The 16,320-nt window shown below is 61.5% G+C and carries 16 protein-coding genes; 9 read left to right on the top strand and 7 right to left on the bottom strand.

The genetic code is table 11. The annotated features are described in order from the left end of the window. Nucleotides 1–42 precede the first annotated feature (42 nt). Nucleotides 43–1,656: a citramalate synthase gene (cimA, locus tag CO657_RS05475; RefSeq protein WP_012557148.1), complete on the top strand. Its 1,614-nt coding sequence runs from the start codon at nt 43–45 to the stop codon at nt 1,654–1,656. A gap of 18 nt (nt 1,657–1,674) precedes the next feature. On the opposite strand, the gene CO657_RS05470 is transcribed toward cimA, so the two are convergent. Continuing rightward, a complete protein-coding gene (locus tag CO657_RS05470; RefSeq protein WP_012557147.1) occupies nt 1,675–2,154 on the bottom strand; it encodes a GNAT family N-acetyltransferase in 480 nt (159 codons plus the stop codon). A gap of 309 nt (nt 2,155–2,463) precedes the next feature. Between CO657_RS05470 and rarD the strand changes: the two genes are divergently transcribed. Next, the gene (gene rarD / locus CO657_RS05465) at nt 2,464–3,381 is read left to right on the top strand and encodes an EamA family transporter RarD (RefSeq protein ID WP_012557146.1); all 918 of its coding nucleotides are present in this window, start codon (nt 2,464–2,466) and stop codon (nt 3,379–3,381) included. 32 nt (nt 3,382–3,413) lie between these two features. On the opposite strand, the gene CO657_RS05460 is transcribed toward rarD, so the two are convergent. The 3 genes from CO657_RS05460 to CO657_RS05450 form a co-directional block, all read right to left on the bottom strand. Further along, nucleotides 3,414–4,064, bottom strand: coding sequence for a hypothetical protein (locus CO657_RS05460; RefSeq protein WP_245292941.1), 651 nt, complete (start codon nt 4,062–4,064; stop codon nt 3,414–3,416). Between the two features lie 375 nt (nt 4,065–4,439). Beyond that, nucleotides 4,440–5,447 carry an alpha/beta hydrolase gene (locus CO657_RS05455; protein ID WP_012557144.1) on the bottom strand — a complete coding sequence of 336 codons (1,008 nt, stop codon included), beginning with the start codon at nt 5,445–5,447 and terminating at the stop codon, nt 4,440–4,442. After that, nucleotides 5,440–6,333 (bottom strand): MBL fold metallo-hydrolase, encoded by an 894-nt coding sequence (locus tag CO657_RS05450; RefSeq protein ID WP_012557143.1) that lies wholly within the window; start codon nt 6,331–6,333, stop codon nt 5,440–5,442. Before CO657_RS05450 ends, CO657_RS05455 begins: the two co-directional genes overlap by 8 nt. 88 nt (nt 6,334–6,421) lie before the next feature. Between CO657_RS05450 and CO657_RS05445 the strand changes: the two genes are divergently transcribed. Further along, nucleotides 6,422–7,357, top strand: a complete 936-nt coding sequence (locus CO657_RS05445; protein ID WP_012557142.1) for a LysR family transcriptional regulator — start codon at nt 6,422–6,424, stop codon at nt 7,355–7,357. A 44-nt stretch (nt 7,358–7,401) separates the two neighbouring features. Here CO657_RS05445 and CO657_RS05440 read toward each other — a convergent pair whose 3' ends face one another. Further along, complete coding sequence (locus tag CO657_RS05440) at nt 7,402–8,025, bottom strand: LOG family protein (RefSeq protein WP_003587542.1); 624 nt, start codon at nt 8,023–8,025, stop codon at nt 7,402–7,404. Between the two features lie 154 nt (nt 8,026–8,179). Between CO657_RS05440 and CO657_RS05435 the strand changes: the two genes are divergently transcribed. The 5 genes from CO657_RS05435 (at nt 8,180) to CO657_RS36630 (ending at nt 14,642) form a co-directional block, all read left to right on the top strand. Continuing rightward, nucleotides 8,180–10,231, top strand: coding sequence for a LysM peptidoglycan-binding domain-containing protein (locus tag CO657_RS05435; protein WP_054181774.1), 2,052 nt, complete (start codon nt 8,180–8,182; stop codon nt 10,229–10,231). 199 nt (nt 10,232–10,430) lie between these two features. Next, complete coding sequence (locus CO657_RS05430) at nt 10,431–12,308, top strand: ABCB family ABC transporter ATP-binding protein/permease (RefSeq protein ID WP_054181773.1); 1,878 nt, start codon at nt 10,431–10,433, stop codon at nt 12,306–12,308. A 133-nt stretch (nt 12,309–12,441) separates the two neighbouring features. After that, nucleotides 12,442–13,140, top strand: a complete 699-nt coding sequence (locus tag CO657_RS05425) for a phosphatidylserine decarboxylase (protein WP_003587546.1) — start codon at nt 12,442–12,444, stop codon at nt 13,138–13,140. A 123-nt stretch (nt 13,141–13,263) separates the two neighbouring features. Beyond that, on the top strand, nt 13,264–14,109 hold the full coding sequence (gene pssA / locus CO657_RS05420) for a CDP-diacylglycerol--serine O-phosphatidyltransferase (RefSeq protein WP_054181772.1): 846 nt from the start codon (nt 13,264–13,266) through the stop codon (nt 14,107–14,109). A 386-nt stretch (nt 14,110–14,495) separates the two neighbouring features. Then, nucleotides 14,496–14,642 (top strand): hypothetical protein, encoded by a 147-nt coding sequence (locus CO657_RS36630; RefSeq protein ID WP_003587549.1) that lies wholly within the window; start codon nt 14,496–14,498, stop codon nt 14,640–14,642. A gap of 34 nt (nt 14,643–14,676) precedes the next feature. On the opposite strand, the gene CO657_RS05415 is transcribed toward CO657_RS36630, so the two are convergent. Beyond that, on the bottom strand, nt 14,677–15,441 hold the full coding sequence (locus CO657_RS05415) for an SOS response-associated peptidase (RefSeq protein WP_054181771.1): 765 nt from the start codon (nt 15,439–15,441) through the stop codon (nt 14,677–14,679). Between the two features lie 41 nt (nt 15,442–15,482). Beyond that, nucleotides 15,483–15,803, bottom strand: a complete 321-nt coding sequence (locus CO657_RS05410) for a YnfA family protein (protein ID WP_054181939.1) — start codon at nt 15,801–15,803, stop codon at nt 15,483–15,485. A 78-nt stretch (nt 15,804–15,881) separates the two neighbouring features. Between CO657_RS05410 and CO657_RS05405 the strand changes: the two genes are divergently transcribed. After that, entirely contained in the window at nt 15,882–16,298 is a 417-nt protein-coding gene (locus CO657_RS05405; RefSeq protein ID WP_054181770.1) for an NUDIX hydrolase, read from the top strand. Nucleotides 16,299–16,320 lie beyond the last annotated feature (22 nt).

Raw genomic sequence — 16,320 nt, 5'->3', positions numbered from 1 at the left:
GCATCCGCACCACACAACACCCGCTTGCCGGGAGGAAACGACATGAAAGAACGCATCTACCTCTTCGACACCACGCTCCGGGACGGGCAGCAGACGCCCGGGATCGACTTCTCGGTCGAGGACAAGATTGCGATCGCCGCGATGCTGGACGAATTCGGCATCGATTACGTCGAGGGCGGCTATCCCGGCGCCAATCCGACCGATACCGCCTTTTTCAGCGAGAAGCGCACCAGCCAGGCCAGCTTCGTCGCCTTCGGCATGACGAAGCGGGCGGGCGTTTCGGTTTCCAACGATCCCGGCATTGCCGGGCTGCTGCAGGCGAAATCCGACGCCATCTGTTTCGTCGCCAAAAGCTGGGACTATCATGTCGCGGTGGCGCTCGGCTGCACCAATGAGGAAAATCTCGAAAGCATCGCCGAAAGCGTCAAGGCGGCGGTCGGCGCCGGCAAGGAAGCGATCGTCGATTGCGAGCATTTCTTCGACGGTTTCAAGGCCAATCCGGCCTATGCGCTCGCCTGTGCCAAGACCGCCTATGAGAGCGGCGCCCGCTGGGTCGTGCTTTGCGACACCAATGGCGGCACACAGCCGCCGGAGGTGCGCGCCATCGTCGAGGCAGTGATCGCCTCAGGGGTGCCCGGCCGCTGTCTCGGCATCCACGCCCATAACGACACCGGCCAGGCCGTCGCCAATTCCCTGGCTGCGGTCGAAGCCGGCGTCCGGCAGATCCAGGGCACACTGAACGGCATCGGCGAGCGCTGCGGCAACGCCAATCTGGTGACGCTGATCCCGACCTTGGCGCTGAAGAGCGCCTATACCTCACGTTTCGAAACGGCGATCGACGAGGAGCGGCTGCTCAACCTCACCCGCCTCTCGCACGCCTTCGACGAGTTGCTCAACCGTTCGCCCGATCATCAGATGCCCTATGTCGGCGCCTCCGCCTTCGCCACCAAGGCCGGTATCCATGCGTCGGCGCTGATCAAGGACCCGAGGACCTACGAACATGTGCCGCCGGAGAGCGTCGGCAATTTCCGCAAGGTCATGGTCTCTGACCAGGGCGGCAAAGCGAATTTCATCAATGCGCTGAAGCGGCGCGGCATCGTGGTCGCCAAGGACGATCCGAAGCTCGATCTGCTGATCTCGATCGTCAAGGACCGTGAATCGATCGGCTATGCCTATGAGGGCGCGGATGCGAGCTTCGAACTCTTGGCGCACCGCACGCTCGGCACGATCCCGGAATTCTTCACCATCGAAGGCTTCCGCGTGATGATCGAGCGCCGCTTCGACAGTCTTGGCCGCGTGAAGATCGTCTCGGAGGCGGTGGTCAAGATCACCATCGACGGCCAGACGCTGATGTCGGTTGCCGATGCCGAAGGACCGGTCAACGCGCTCGACCTGGCGCTGCGCAAGGATTTCGGCAAATACCAGCACGAGATCGACGATCTGGTGCTCGCCGATTTCAAGGTGCGTATCCTCAATGGCGGCACGGCGGCAATCACCCGCGTGCTGATCGAATCCACCGACAGCGATGGCGTGCGCTGGTGGACGGTCGGCGTTTCCGAGAACATCATCGACGCTTCGTTCCAGGCGCTGATGGATTCCGTCATCTACAAGCTGATGAAGAACCGGCAACTGGCCGGCAAGATCGCGGCGGAATAATCTGTTCCGCCGGTTCGGCTAACCGCGGGCAAACGCCGCCAGCGTCTCGCCCGCCATCCTATAGCGGATCCATTCCTTCTGCGGCTCCGCGCCAATCGCCTCGTAGACACGGATCGAGGGTTCGTTCCAGTCGAGCACGCTCCATTCGAAGCGGCCGCAACCCTTCTCCAGCGCGATCTGCGCCAGGCGCCGCAGCAGCGCCTTGCCGGCGCCCGAACCGCGCGCGTCCGGCGTTACGTAGAGATCCTCCAGATAAAGACCGTTCTTCGCTTGCCAGGTCGAATAGCTGAAGAAATAAACCGCCATGCCGATGGCTTGACCCTCGCGTTCGCAGATCAGCGCATGCGTGACTGAACCGTCGCCGAAGATCGCCGCACGCGTGCTCTCCTCGGTCGCCTCGACCTCGTGGATCGCCTTTTCATAATCGGCCAATTCGCGGACAAATCGCAGGATCGTTGCCGCGTCAGAAGGCGTTGCCGGGCGTATGGTAAGGGTCATGTGAGGCTCCTGGTCTGGCGCTTGGCGTTCCAGATGAAAGAACCTGCCGGACCTGTCAACTGAATGCGCAGATCATCAGCGGGTTTGCGAGTTTGTTCCCTCGATTGGTCCACCTGTCGCCCGCCCGCGGTAGGCTGGAACAGGACTCGGATTTTTGGAGGCCGATACCAGCCTTTGCCGCTATCATCCGTTCATTCTTCCGCCATCCGCTTCAAATACTCTTAGCCTTTATTCAACGAAATGAATTGGCCTATTCACGGCGCTTAAGCTAGGCCGGATCAGAAGCAGAACAAAGATGGAAACACCCCGATGTCGACCGATGCATCCGTTCCCCTGGCCAAGAACGAAGACAGTCCGCGCGGTTTCGCCTTCGCGCTGACGGCCTATCTGCTCTGGGGCTTCCTGCCGATCTACATGAAGGCGGTGGCGCATATCTCGCCGGCCGAGGTGATTGCCCACCGCATCGTCTGGTCGCTGCCGCTGGCCGGCATCGTGCTGATCGTGCTCGGACGGACACAGGACGTCGCCACGGCGCTGCGCTCGCCGCGCATGCTGGCGATGGCAGCGCTGACGGCGTCGCTGATCACCGTCAACTGGGGCACCTATGTCTGGGCGATCGGCGCCGGCCATTCGCTCGACGCAGCACTCGGTTACTTCATCAATCCGCTATTTAGCATCTTCCTCGGTGCAGTGCTGCTGAAGGAAAAGCTGCAGCCGCTGCAGATCGCGGCGATCGTACTGGCGGCGCTTGCCGTCGCCATTCTGGCATTCGACAGCGGCGGCATTCCGTGGGTGGCGCTGACGCTGGCAATCAGCTGGGGTTTCTATGCCTTGCTGCGCAAGACGCTGCCGCTCGGGCCGAACCAAGGCTTCTTCCTCGAGGTGCTGATCCTCAGCGGCCCTGCCCTGCTCTATATCCTCTATCTCGAATTCGGCAGCGGCCAGGGTCATCTCTACCGAACCGGGCTTGCCGACACGACGCTGCTGCTCGGCTGCGGCGTCATCACCGCCGTGCCGCTGATGATCTATGCCAACGGCGCCAAGCTGCTGAAGCTGTCGACGATCGGCATCATGCAGTATATTGCGCCGACGATGATCTTCCTGATCGCCGTCTTCATCTTTCACGAGCCGCTCGGCACGGCGCGCATGATCGCCTTCCCGCTGATCTGGGCGGGGCTGTTCCTCTATAGCTGGTCAATGCTGAAGGGAAGCCGCGGAAGGATGTAGCGCCGTTCTCTATCGCGAGCCGGAGCGTTGGCTCAAAGCCAGGCTAGCAGCGCCGTGCGGACGAGAATTCCAGTCAATGCGCTCAAGACGGCAACCCCCGCGACCGAGCGGAGCGCCGGCACCGAAGCGACAAGAATGGAAAGGCCGGGAAGATCGAGAGGGTTTAGTAGAAATGCGGATCCGTGAATGATTTTCTCCGGTGGAAGGCTCAGTTCCTTGTGGGCGCTAAGCAACAGGGTGACCGCTGCGCTCGATCCTGCCAGGCACTTTGTGAGCAGGAAGAGGACATCCTGCTGCGAGGCGCCGAGCAGCTGAAGCAATGGCTGCGCAGCGCACGTGAAGGCGGAAAGCGCGCCTGTGCTTTCGGTAAGCCTTACCAGAGCCAGTGAGATCACGAGCACCGGCAGGATCGCAGAAACGACGCCGATGGCGTCTGCGCCACCGCGATTTATTGCCGCCAGCAGATCGCGCCTCGCTAGGTCGTGGTCATCCACCCTGTCGCAGGAACAGGGCTTTCCGGGCGAGGAACGGCGCCCAACGATCCAACAGGCGAGAGTGGACGCAACGAGCGCTCCGCAAACGCCGTTTATTATGATCAAACCCGGATCGATACCGATACTTGCGAGCGGGAAACTGGCATTTGCCGGCGCCGCCGCAAGCACTGCCGCAAAGGCGGCGGCCATAAATTTCTCCGATGTTCTTTTGTGCGCCATCAGCGACAGGGCAGCAACCGGGGCAGCCGAACTTACGAGGCTGAGTTGGATGATCGCCAAGGCCCCAAAACCGTCTAGGCCGAAAAGTCTAAAGAGCGGGTTGGCCTTGCCGGCGATTGATCGCAATGCGCTCATGCCCTCGAGATAGCGCATCAGCGAAAATGTCACGATCATCAGCGGCAGAAAGGTGAATATGGCGATGTCGACGGCACTTCGTCCGGCATCCAAGATGGTGGTGATCAGAATTGTCATGAGAACGACTGGTTTGATGGACGGTGAACGCGCGGCCGGCTTGATGGCGGAAGCGGGCTCCGGATTCGATCCCGGAGCCACGCCGTTCAGACTCTATTCCGGTTTGAAATCTTCCTCGAAGAAGCGGGCAACCTCGGAATAGACCTGCACGCGGTGGCTCTCCATGAGGGCGAGATGCGTCGCCTCCCCGATTTCCACCCATCGCCTATAGGAGGCGCCGGTCAGTTGCTCGAAATAGGCCCGCGCCAGATCGAGCGGGACGTCGACGTCCCATTCCCCGTGCAATAGCAGCACCGGCGCGCGAATCTCGCTTGGCTGATAATAGGGAGCTCCAGCTCTCCAGTAGGTGCGGATGTCCTGGATCGGCCCGTTGGTGGCCCGGAGTTTGCCTTGCTCTCTGTCGACCTGCGACGGCTCCTCCGAGAGGGTCAGTGCGGCCCAGAGGTCGAACCAGCCCTCAGGCACAAGACGTTCACGCGCATATTCGGGTGCGGTGCCCAGCCAACGCGCCAGGGCCGCATGGACGGGAACAAGCCTGTAGGAGCCGAGGGCGCCGCCCTGATCGATGGGGATGGCAACGTCACTGAGCCATTGCGGCGCGAGCAAGGCTAGCTTGACGAGCTTGTCGGGGTTGCGCGCAGCATATGCACCGGCCACGGTACCGCCCCACGACATTGCAAAGACGTTGACAGCCTTCAGGCCGCGAAGTCGAAGGACGAAATCGATGGCCGTTGCGAAGTCGGCGACGCCGGTGTCTGTGGCGACAAGCGGGGGGTTGAGATCGGGCGCCGCCTGCATCTCCGGCGGGCGGGTCGATTTTCCATAGCCCCGGACATCAACCGCAAAGACATCGAAGCCTCGATGAGCGAGGAAGTCGATGAAGGACATCCCATTGAAGGGAACGTCGTAAAGACTTCCGGACGAGAAGGTCGCCCCATGCACCATCACGATCGTTTTAGCCGCGAGAAAGACTTTGTGGTCCTTCCTTCGCTTATTGCGGAGATAGAGCTTGATGCCGTCGGTTCCGCTATCAACATAATGCTCGTCGAATACGATCTCGCCGGCGTCAAAAGCTGAAGATGCGAGCTTGTTGTCAGACATAGGACCACCTGAATTTTTCGCCGTCGCGGGTTACATATCCAGCAGACGAACCGGGAAAGTGCGTGGAGAAGTACATGGCGTGATTATCGGCAGCGAGTTCGAGTACGCGCCGTCTGGACTGGGCAGCCTGATCCAAGAATTCGCAGAAGACCGTGTTGAGGTCGGGCCGTTCCACCTGAATCGGATGGTGCATGACATCGCCGGCGAAGATTGCCGCTTGATTGTCCGCCTTCAGCAGAACCGACATATGGCCGATGCTGTGCCCAGGCGTCGGCAAGAAGGTAAAGTGTTTCAGGAAAGGATCGGCTGCACCGTCGATGAAATCGGCAAGCCCCGCCTCGATCACCGGCCGCACGCTGTCTTCATAGACGCCGGCGCTGGGAATGTTGATGTCGTTGTGGCTTGCCGTCGACGCATAATATTCCTGCTCGGCGCGCGGGAAGACGTAGCGTGCGTTTTTGAACGTGGGGATCCATCTTCCGTCCTCAAGCACGGTATTCCAGCCGGAATGGTCGACGTGAAGATGGGTATTTATGACGAAGTCGACGTCTTCGGGCTCGACACCTGCCTGGCGCAACCTGTCGAGAAACGGGATTGTCTGCTGATGGAAGGCGAGATTGCGCGGTCTTTCCTTATCGTTACCCGAGCCCGTGTCGATGAGGATGACGTGGTCGGCCGTCCTGACAAGCCAGCTATGGATGCTCACCACAAGGGCATCGCGGCCCTCTTCCATATCGACGGCGGAAAGACGTGGCTCGATCGCCTTGATCTCCTCGGATCCGGCAGTCGGGTAGAGAAATGAGGGCGGAACGTTTTGCAGATACTGCTCCTGCACCTTTCTGACCGTCACGCCGGCAATACGATATTCCTTTCCAAGATCGCTCATGGAACTTCCTTTCGAGTTGAACTGGAACCGGGACAGCGCTGTCTGATGGCTATGGACAGTAGGGAAAATTCGTGCAACGATCAAATCGATGAATGAAATTGTCTCCATCGATCATTTCAATTTGTGGTCTTTCGACCTCAACCTGCTCGTCGCCTTCGATGCGCTCATGAAGGAGCGGAGCGTGACGAAAGCGGCTGTCCGGCTGAAAATCCAGCAGCCTGCCATGAGCCACAATCTCGGCACTCTCCGGACCCTGCTTCAGGACGAGCTGTTCGTACGTGTCGGCCAGGTCATGCAGCCGACCCATCGGGCGCTGCGCTTCGCCGAAGCCGTAGAGCACATACTCAGTCGCACGCAGCTGGCGATCGTAACGCCTGCGACCTTCGAGCCGGGCGAGGCCGAGCAGATATTCCGCATCGGCTTTTCCAGCGAGCTTGAGGTGCTGCTCGTGCCGCGTCTCGCCGCTATGTTGAATGAGATGGCCCCCGGTATCAGAGTGCTTGCGCGAGCGGTCAACCCCGAGCTGGTCCATAAGCTTTTGGACGACAATGTCATAGACCTTGGCGTCGGCTGCTACGATGACGGCAACAACAGACACCGGCGGAGCCTGCTGTTCGAGCAATCGCTGATGTGTTGCTACAATCCGAAGCTTCTTGATCTTCCCGAAACCTTGGACCGTGACGCCTATATCGGGCTCAAGCATGCCCTGGTTTCCCAGAAGGACGCCATCGAAGGCTGCATTGATGATGCGTTGAAGCGGATCAACGTGCGGCTCGACGTCTCTGTGGCAGCACCAGAATTCCTCACCGTGCTGACCGCCGTCCTCGAAGCGCCCCTGATCGCCACTCTGCCGACCAGAATTGTGAAGCGGTATGCCGGTCTGTTCGGCTTGGCGATGGCCGAAGTTCCACTCGATCTAAAGGTGAGCCCGATATCGATGGTTTGGTCGGCGGCAGGTGACAATGATCCCGCCAACCGATGGATGCGTTCTCAGGTGACGCAGCTTGTTTCGGCCTATAGCTGAATTTGCCGGCGAAACGGCGGGCGCTCCGGGGGCTGCTACGCCACCTACATCTTCGAGATCACCGCATCCTCGCCGTCACGATCGGCGGCGAGCTGGGCTGCCTGGGCCATGATTGCCGGAATGATGCCGGAGATCTCATCGACGACGAGCGGCTGCACCCGGTGGGCAGTGTGCAGGAAACCCTCTTCGGTCATATGGCGCATCAGCTCCATCATCGGATCCCAGAAACCGTTGACGTTGGCAAAGACCATCGGCTTTTCGTGGCGGCCGAGCTGCGCCCAGGTCATGATCTCGACGATCTCCTCCAGCGTACCGATGCCGCCGGGCAGTGCGACGAAAGCGTCGGAACGCTCGAACATCGTATGTTTGCGCGCATGCATGTCAGGGGTTACAATAAGTTCGTTAAGCTGACCGAGCGAGTGGCGAGTCGCTTCCATATCGATCAGGAATTCGGGGATAATGCCCGTGACCTGACCGCCGCCTGAAAGCGCGCCGCTGGCTACCGCGCCCATGATGCCTTTGGTACCCCCGCCATAGACGAGGCGCAGGCCGTATTCGGCGATCTCTCGTCCGAGAGCACGCCCGGCCGCCATGTGGGAGGGATCGCGTCCCGGCCTTGAGCCGCAGTAAACGCAGATGGATCGAATCGATACAGATTGTTCGGTCATAGAGGCAAACAACTATTCCATTTCAATGCAGTCAAGAAAATTGACTGGAAAGCAGCCTGCCGAGCTTGCCGAATTGCTTTGAATGCTTGTGCAAAGCAACGGGAATCGCTAGCAATTTCGGTTACTACGGCAAATTGCCGCCTGGGGAGACATAATGATGAAGAACCGTGCCGGCTTGCTGGCCCTTGCAGTGCTCGTAATCGCAATCCTACTGATGGTATTTTTCGTCATGCCGCGCATCGGCGGCGATGCAGCCAAGGTCGGCGACGCCATCAACCAGGCGAGCACGGAGCTCAAGGACACGGTTAACGAGTCGGCAAAGACATCGCGCTCGGCCGTGGCCGACGCGGCCGGCGTCGCCGATAAGGTGGGTCGCCTGTCGGCCAATGCGAGCGTGTCGCTTACCGAACTCAAGGCACTGTTTGCCGACGGCAAAGGCCCCGCCGACGACGTCTTCGCCGCTGCCAAGACCAAGGCCGTCGATGCGCTGACTGCGCTTGCCGGTTTCGCAATCCCCGAGGGCCTCGATCCGGCGACCCAGGCACTTGCCGTCAAGGCGAAGGACGGCGGCACGAAGGCGCTCGCCATCGTCCAGTCGCTGCCGGAGAACATTACCGATGCGCTTGCCGCGATCGCCAAGGCCGAGGCTGCACTGACCGGTGCGCCTGAGCCTGCGGCGAGCACGACAGCGGCGACTGCCGGCCCGAAGCTTCCCGCCTTCGACGTCCTGCGCGTCGAGCCCGACGGCTCGACAGTGATTGCCGGCTCCGCAGAACCGAACGGCAAGCTCGAAGTGCTTGACGGCGAAAAGGTCGTGACGACAGCCAATGTCGATGCCAGCGGCGATTTCGCCGCCGTTCTCGACGATCCGCTTGCGGCGGGCGACCACCAGCTCGTGCTCAAGTTTACCGGCAAGGACGGCAAGAGCACGCTTTCCGAAGAAGTCGCGACCATCTCCGTGCCGAAGGACGGCGACGGCGCCAATCTGCTCGCCATGGTCTCCAAACCCGGCGCGGCGAGCCGCATCATCACCGCGCCGAAGGCCGGAACCGAAGTCGCCGATGCCTCCAACCCGATGGCGCCGCCAACAGACAAGCCGGCAACCGGCGAAGGTTCGGCTGCGCCTGCTGCGACCGTTGCGCCAACCGGCGAGCTGGCGCTGCAGACGCCTAACCTCACCGACGCCACCTCCGGCGGCTCAGCGGCGGCCCCGGCCATTCCCGGCACCGCCAACCCCGATAAGTCGAATGCGCCCGATGTGATGGTCAATGCCGTCGAAATCGAGGGCAATAAGATTTTCATTGCCGGCACGGCGCGCGCCAACGCCAAGGTCCTCGGTTACGCCGACGACAGCCTTGTCGGCCAGGACACCGCCGGTTCGGACGGCCATTTCGTCATCGACGGCGTGGTGGCGCTCTCGGTCGGCGACCATAAGATCCGCGTCGATGTCGTCGATCCCGCCGGCAAGGTGATCGTGCGTGCAGCGGTGAATTTCAATCGCCCGGCCGGCGACCAGGTCAGGGTCGCGGCGCAATCCGTCCCAGCCGACGCAAATGGTGCTGCCTCGATGGTGCCGCTCGACGAAGGCGAGCTCGGCAAGCGCAAGGCCGAAGTCGGCAAGGCCTTCGGCCTGCTGAAGGGGCTGTTTGCCGATGGCAAGCTGCCCGGCGCCGAACAGCTTGCGGCGGCGCGCTCGGCAACCGAATTCGCCTTGCGCTCGGTCGCCGATTTCCGTCCGGGATCCGATGCGCCCGACACCTTCAAGCAAGCGTCCGGCGCCGCCTCGCAGACCGCGACCAGCGCATTGAAGATGCTGCAGGGCCTGCCGAAGGATGCAAAATCCGTCGGCGCTGGCCTCGACGGCCTGGCGGCGATCATCGCCGAACTCTCTACGTCCCCTGCACCGGCGGCACCGGCCGTGCCGGCTGCAAACGACGCAGCAGGCAACCAGCCGAAGACGATCGAACAGGCGCCGCTGACCGCAAACAACGCGGCGGTGATCATCCGCCGCGGCGACACGCTGTGGCAGATTTCGCGCCGCACCTATGGACTCGGCGTTCGCTACACGACGATCTACATCGCCAACGAGGACAAGATCGTCGATCCGGATCGCATCCGTCCCGGCCAGATCTTCGGCCTGCCGAAGGATGTACTGCCGAACGCCGAGGAACTGCACCGCAAACGCCTGTCCAACCGGCATCTGTAAGCGCCAAAACATGATAACGAGGCCGGGCGGGCTAACCGCCCGGCCTCTCTTTTCCTGAACCCCGCACTTGTTGTATTCATCTGCCGGGCATCCTATCTGGCGGTGGCGGGGGAAGCGCTTCGGGCATATTCCGGTTCCGTGCTCTTGCCGGCATCGAAGCGCGGCAAGCGCCGCAAGCCCATCCGGGCTGGAGACAAGCATGGCAAACGGCAAGACAGTCTCGGAATCCAACCTGCTGCAGACACTTCTCAACCTCTGGCCCTATATGTGGCCGGCCGGCCGACCCGACCTCAAGATGCGCGTCGTCTGGGCCTCGGTCTTCCTGCTGATTTCCAAATTCGTGCTGCTGCTCGTTCCCTATTTCTTCAAGTGGTCGACCGATGCGCTGAACGGCAGGATGGATCTCGCCGGCTCGGTGCCGCCACTGCTTGCCGGCGCCATCGCCCTGGTGATCGCCTACAACATCACCCGCCTGATCCAGCTCGGCCTCAACCAGCTGCGCGACGCGCTGTTTGCCAGCGTCGGGCAGCATGCGGTGCGCCAGCTCGCCTACAGGACCTTCGTGCATATGCACGAGCTGTCGCTGCGCTTCCATCTGGAGCGCAAGACCGGCGGCCTGTCGCGCATCATCGAGCGCGGCACCAAGGGCATCGAGACGATCGTGCGTTTCACGATCCTCAATTCGGTCCCGACCGTCATCGAATTCCTGCTGACGGCGGCGATCTTCTGGTGGGGCTACGGCTTCTCCTATCTCGCCGTCACGGCCTTTACGGTCTGGGCCTATATCTGGTTCACGATCCGCGCGTCCGACTGGCGCATCGCCATCCGCCGGTCGATGAACGACAGCGATACCGACGCCAATACCAAGGCAATCGACTCCCTCCTCAATTTCGAGACCGTCAAATATTTCGGCAACGAAGAGATGGAGGCAAAACGCTTCGACAAATCGATGGAACGCTACGAGAAGGCGGCAACCGATGTCTGGACTTCGCTCGGCTGGCTGAACTTCGGCCAGGGCGTCATCTTCGGCATCGGCACGACGATCATGCTGGTTCTGTCGGCACTCGCCGTGCAGCGCGGCGAGCAGACGGTCGGCGATTTCGTTTTCGTCAATTCGATGCTTCTGCAGCTTTCCGCACCGCTCAACTTCATCGGCTTCGTCTACCGCGAAATCCGTCAAGGCTTGACCGATATCGAGCAGATGTTCGACCTGCTGGAGGTCCAGGCCGAGGTCAAGGACACGCCCGATGCGGCCGAGCTCCGGATCGGCCAGGGCGCGATCGCCTTCAGGGATGTGCACTTTTCCTACGACCCCGCCCGTCCGATCCTGAAGGGCATTTCCTTCGAGGTGCCGGCCGGCAAGACGGTGGCCGTCGTCGGTCCTTCGGGCGCCGGCAAGTCGACGCTGTCGCGGCTGCTCTATCGTTTCTACGATATCCAGAGCGGCGCGATCACCGTCGACGGCCAGGACATCCGCAAAGTCACGCAGAAGAGCCTGCGCTCCGTGATCGGCATGGTGCCGCAGGATACCGTGCTCTTCAACGATACGGTCGCCTACAACATCCGCTACGGCCGCACATCGGCGAGCGACGGCGAGGTCTTTGCGGCAGCCGAGGTGGCGCAGATCGCCCATTTCATCGAAATGCTGCCCGAGGGGTTTGAGACCAAGGTCGGCGAGCGCGGGCTCAAGCTTTCGGGTGGCGAGAAGCAGCGAGTGGCGATCGCCCGCACCATTCTCAAGGCACCGCCCATCCTGATCCTCGACGAGGCGACATCGGCGCTCGACACGACGACGGAACGGGAAATCCAGACGGCGCTCGACGTGGTTTCGAAGAACCGCACGACGCTGGTGATCGCCCACCGACTGTCGACGGTGATCGGCGCCGACGAAATCATCGTCTTAAAAAGCGGCGAGATCGCCGAGCGCGGGACGCATGCCGCCCTGCTCGAGCGGAACGGTCTCTACGCCTCGATGTGGAACCGGCAGCGCGAGGCGACACAGGCGGAGGAACATCTGAAGCAGGTGCGCGAAAGCGACGACCTGGGCGTGATCACGCGGCTTGCCCCGGCAAGCTGAGCCGGGAGCGACAAGGCCCAAGCTTTTGTTGTTCAGAACTCCGGCGTCGGAACCAGGGCCGGGGCCACAGCATTGCCCCGGAGACGGTTTTTCGCTAACCAGCAAAAAACGACAACGCAAGGAGACCGGCAGCATGAGCCTGTTCAACACGGTTCGCAACACGATCGTCCCCGTGCATAAGGAGGGTTATCCCTTCGTTGCCGCCTTCTTCGTCGCGTCGCTGATCCTGGGCTGGATCTTCAAGCCGCTCTTCTGGATCGGCATGATCTTCACGCTGTGGTGCGCCTATTTCTTCCGTGATCCCGAGCGCGTCACCCCGCAGGACGACGATCTGGTAATCTCTCCCGCCGACGGCAAGGTCTCGGCGATCCAGATGGTGACCCCGCCGGCCGAGCTTGACCTCGGCTCCGAGCCGATGCTGCGCATCTCGGTGTTCATGAACGTCTTCAACTGCCATGTGAACCGGGCGCCGATGCGCGGGCGTATCGTCAGCATCAATTACCGATCCGGCAGCTTCGTCAATGCCGAACTCGACAAGGCCAGCGAGGACAACGAGCGTAACGGGCTGGTGATCGAAACCCGTCACGGCCAGATCGGCGTGGTCCAGATCGCCGGCCTCGTGGCACGGCGCATCCTCTGCTGGGCAAACCCCAACGAACCGGTGGATGCCGGCGAGCGCTTCGGGCTGATCCGTTTCGGCTCGCGGCTCGACGTGTTTCTGCCCGCCGGTGCCGCGCCACGCGTCTCACTCGGCCAGGTGGCGATTGCCGGGGAAACGGTGATTGCCGAATTCGCCTCCACCAAGGGTCCCATTATCAGCCGCCGCAGCTAAGGTGCGTCGCGATCTTTCGGATTCGCTGCTCGCGCTTTAGCCCTTTGTTTTTACGCATGTCATTATCGCAAAACCACTGCACAGTTTTGCGCGACATGCTCCAGGTTCAGATTGGAACGCGATATGGAAACGCCCTTTCCGCCTTTCGAGCCCAATGGTCCGGATGATTCCGCCCGCGGCCCGCGTCTGCGCGAAATCCCGCTCCGTCTTGTCTTTCCGAACCTCATCACCATTCTGGCGATCTGCGCCGGGCTGACCGGCATCCGGCTGGCTTTCGAGAACCGTTACGAGCTCGCCGTCTCCATGGTGCTGGTCGCCGCCTTCCTCGACGGCATCGATGGGCGCGTGGCCCGGCTGATGAAGGCGACCTCGAAGTTCGGCGCGCAAATGGATTCGCTTGCCGATATCGTCAATTTCGGCGTCGCTCCCGCCCTCGTCGTCTATGTCTTCGCGCTCGACCAGGCGCGCTCGCTCGGCTGGATCGCCGCTTTGATCTATGCGATCGCCGCCGGGCTTCGGCTTGCCCGCTTCAACGTCATGGCCGAACGCGAGAACAAGGCGAGCTGGCAATCGGAATATTTCGTCGGCGTGCCGGCGCCGGCCGGCGCCATGCTGGTGCTGCTGCCGGTCTATCTCGGCTTCCTCGGCCTGGCGACGGACCGCACCTTCGCTTATTTCTCGTCGATCTATACCGTCGTCATCGCCTTCTTGCTGATCAGCCGGCTGCCGGTCTGGTCGGGCAAATCGGAAGGCAACCGGCTGCGGCGCGATCTCGTGCTGCCGATGATGCTCGGCGTCGTGCTCTATGTGGCTCTGCTGATGAGCTACACCTGGGAGGTGATGGTCTTCACTGTTGCCGCCTATCTCATATCGCTTCCTTTCGGTGCGCGGAAATGGCGCCGGAAATACGGGACGCTGACGATCGAGGAACCCGGCGTCGGCGACGACGATATCGGCCGTCACATCTGACGCGGACGCATTTCCTGATTTTCGAATGCATGTCGCCCGGAAGTGTGCAGCGGTTCCGGGACAACGACATGCATCAACATAAAGGGCTAAGCGCGTCGCATGAATCAAATTTGACGCGACGCGCTTTGGTGATGGCATTGCGTCTCTCTTCGCCTCCCGCATTCCCCTGAAAACTGTTGCGCGCTTTTTCCCCGGAAAAACGGCTGCGCAGTTTTATTGGAACCGCTCCCTTCAGTAAGTATTAACCAACGTAGGCTTCAGTTAAGCCTCGCGAATTATGGTGCGCGTTTACAAATCCTGATAAGCTGCGTCCCCGTTTTGTCGCTATTGGTGACCAAACTTCAAAATACAAAATACCCTGGGAAGAACCACGTAAGGAGAGTATCGTGACTTCGAAGAAGAGCAGTAGCGGCGAACAGCAGACGGCCAAGCCCGATCTCGCCGCCAACTATCGCCCCGTCGGCCTCAAGGCTGTTGCCGCGGCATCGCTGATGGCGAAACACAAGCCGACCAGCGTCAAGAAATCCGCTTGAGCGCTCACGCGACTAACGAAGCGGCAGATAGTATTCAGAAGAAACTAAGCTGGCCGTCGTCAGGCCTCTGCTTCTCGGGGGCCTTCAGCGGCTTTTCGACGACGACCGGCTGCTGCAGGTCGGGCCCCATATTGGCGACCTTGTTGACTTTGTCGGACACCGGGACGGCCTCGAAAAAATCGTCCTGAACCGGCCGCATCAGGTCGGCCACCTCGCGCGGCTCCTGCGTCCTGCAATCCAGCCAGCGTGAAAAATCTTCCGGCTTGATAATCACGGGCATGCGATCGTGGATCGCCGATATGCCCGAATTGGCCGCTGTCGTCAGGATCGCGCCGGTATCGACCTCGGAACCATCCGCCGAGGACCATGTCTCCATCAGCCCGGCAAAAGCGACGACCCCGCCCTGACGCGGCCTGATCCAATAGGCCTGCGGCCGCTCGCCGCTTTCTTTGGATGGGCGATGCCATTCATAAAAGCCGGAGGCCGGGATGAGTATGCGGCGATGACGCATGGCCGCCCGGAAGGAGGCCTTGCCGATGGCGGTCTCGGAGCGGGCGTTGATCAGCAGTGGGAAGTCCCTCGGGTCCTTGACCCAGGCCGGGGTCAGACCCCAGCGCACGAGCACGGCGCGACGGTCGGCCTGGTTGCTGCCCTGCTCCCGGCCCTCGCCTGCTATGACGACGAGGATCGGCTGCGTCGGCGCGATGTTGTAGCGCGCCGGAAACTCATCGAGATCGACACCGGAGAAAAATTCGCGCAGGTCGGCGCTGGAGCTTGTCAGGGCGAAACGTCCACACATCGGCTTGTCTTTGCACCCGGCTTGAGTCCGGTCAAGGCGCGTCAGCCTCTCGGCCCAAAGAGGATAATGCTCGTTCCCGCAAGGCAGACCAGCGCCCCGCCGATATCGTAGCGATCAGGCACGCGGCTTTCGACCAGCCAGAGCCAGAGCAGTGAGGCGGCGATATAGATGCCGCCATAAGCTGCGAAGGTCCGGCCGGCGGCCTCGCTCGGGACCAGCGTCAGAAGCCAGGCAAAAAGTGCCAGCGAAACCATTCCGGGCGCCAGCCACCAGACGGGCTTTCCAAGTCTCAGCCACGCCCAGAAGGCGAAGCAGCCGGCGATCTCGAAGACGGCGGCAAAGGCATAAATGATGTAGGTCACGGAAGCACCTTTCGCGCCTTCGCATTTCTTGATCACTATTCATCGGGTAGGATGGGCCATCACAGCAAGAGCCATCCCATGATCTCCACCGCCAAAGCCGCCTCCTCCGCCATTCTCGAACGCGACGGACGATTCCTTCTGGTGTTGCGGCGCAATCCGCCTTCTGCCGATATGTATGCCTTTCCAGGCGGCCGCGCCGAACCGGGCGAGACGCCGGAGCAAACGGCGTTGCGAGAATTCCGTGAGGAAACCGGCATTTCGGTGCGCAATCCGCAGCTGTTTTCGACCTATGACCTGAAGACCCATGCGGCCGATGGCAGCCTCAGCAGCCACTTCTTCCTGTCGGTCTTTCGCGTCGAGGCGGATCGGGAGCTGGTGGCTGAGGCCGCCGACGATGCGGCGGCGCTCGGCTGGTACACGGTTGAGGAAATCCGGCGGCTGCCGGTGCCGCAGAGCGTGCTCGAATGCGCAGAGCGGCTTTCGGGCGACGAATAGCGGCGAATAGACGTGGAAACTC

Origin of the sequence: Rhizobium acidisoli, from assembly GCF_002531755.2 — a bacterium.
GTDB lineage: Bacteria > Pseudomonadota > Alphaproteobacteria > Rhizobiales > Rhizobiaceae > Rhizobium > Rhizobium acidisoli.
Note: the sequence above shows the minus strand (reverse complement) of the source record. Positions and strands in the feature narration are given on the sequence as shown.

Bases quoted from the DNA above. Each gene is read 5' to 3' on its own strand.
- cimA (WP_012557148.1), top strand. From the start codon at position 43: ATGAAAGAACGCATCTACCTCTTCGACACCACGCTCCGGGACGGGCAG.
- CO657_RS05470 (WP_012557147.1), bottom strand. From the start codon at position 2,154: ATGACCCTTACCATACGCCCGGCAACGCCTTCTGACGCGGCAACGATC.
- rarD (WP_012557146.1), top strand. From the start codon at position 2,464: ATGTCGACCGATGCATCCGTTCCCCTGGCCAAGAACGAAGACAGTCCG.
- CO657_RS05460 (WP_245292941.1), bottom strand. From the start codon at position 4,064: ATGGCCGCCGCCTTTGCGGCAGTGCTTGCGGCGGCGCCGGCAAATGCC.
- CO657_RS05455 (WP_012557144.1), bottom strand. From the start codon at position 5,447: ATGTCTGACAACAAGCTCGCATCTTCAGCTTTTGACGCCGGCGAGATC.
- CO657_RS05450 (WP_012557143.1), bottom strand. From the start codon at position 6,333: ATGAGCGATCTTGGAAAGGAATATCGTATTGCCGGCGTGACGGTCAGA.
- CO657_RS05445 (WP_012557142.1), top strand. From the start codon at position 6,422: ATGAATGAAATTGTCTCCATCGATCATTTCAATTTGTGGTCTTTCGAC.
- CO657_RS05440 (WP_003587542.1), bottom strand. From the start codon at position 8,025: ATGACCGAACAATCTGTATCGATTCGATCCATCTGCGTTTACTGCGGC.
- CO657_RS05435 (WP_054181774.1), top strand. From the start codon at position 8,180: ATGATGAAGAACCGTGCCGGCTTGCTGGCCCTTGCAGTGCTCGTAATC.
- CO657_RS05430 (WP_054181773.1), top strand. From the start codon at position 10,431: ATGGCAAACGGCAAGACAGTCTCGGAATCCAACCTGCTGCAGACACTT.
- CO657_RS05425 (WP_003587546.1), top strand. From the start codon at position 12,442: ATGAGCCTGTTCAACACGGTTCGCAACACGATCGTCCCCGTGCATAAG.
- pssA (WP_054181772.1), top strand. From the start codon at position 13,264: ATGGAAACGCCCTTTCCGCCTTTCGAGCCCAATGGTCCGGATGATTCC.
- CO657_RS05415 (WP_054181771.1), bottom strand. From the start codon at position 15,441: ATGTGTGGACGTTTCGCCCTGACAAGCTCCAGCGCCGACCTGCGCGAA.
- CO657_RS05405 (WP_054181770.1), top strand. From the start codon at position 15,882: ATGATCTCCACCGCCAAAGCCGCCTCCTCCGCCATTCTCGAACGCGAC.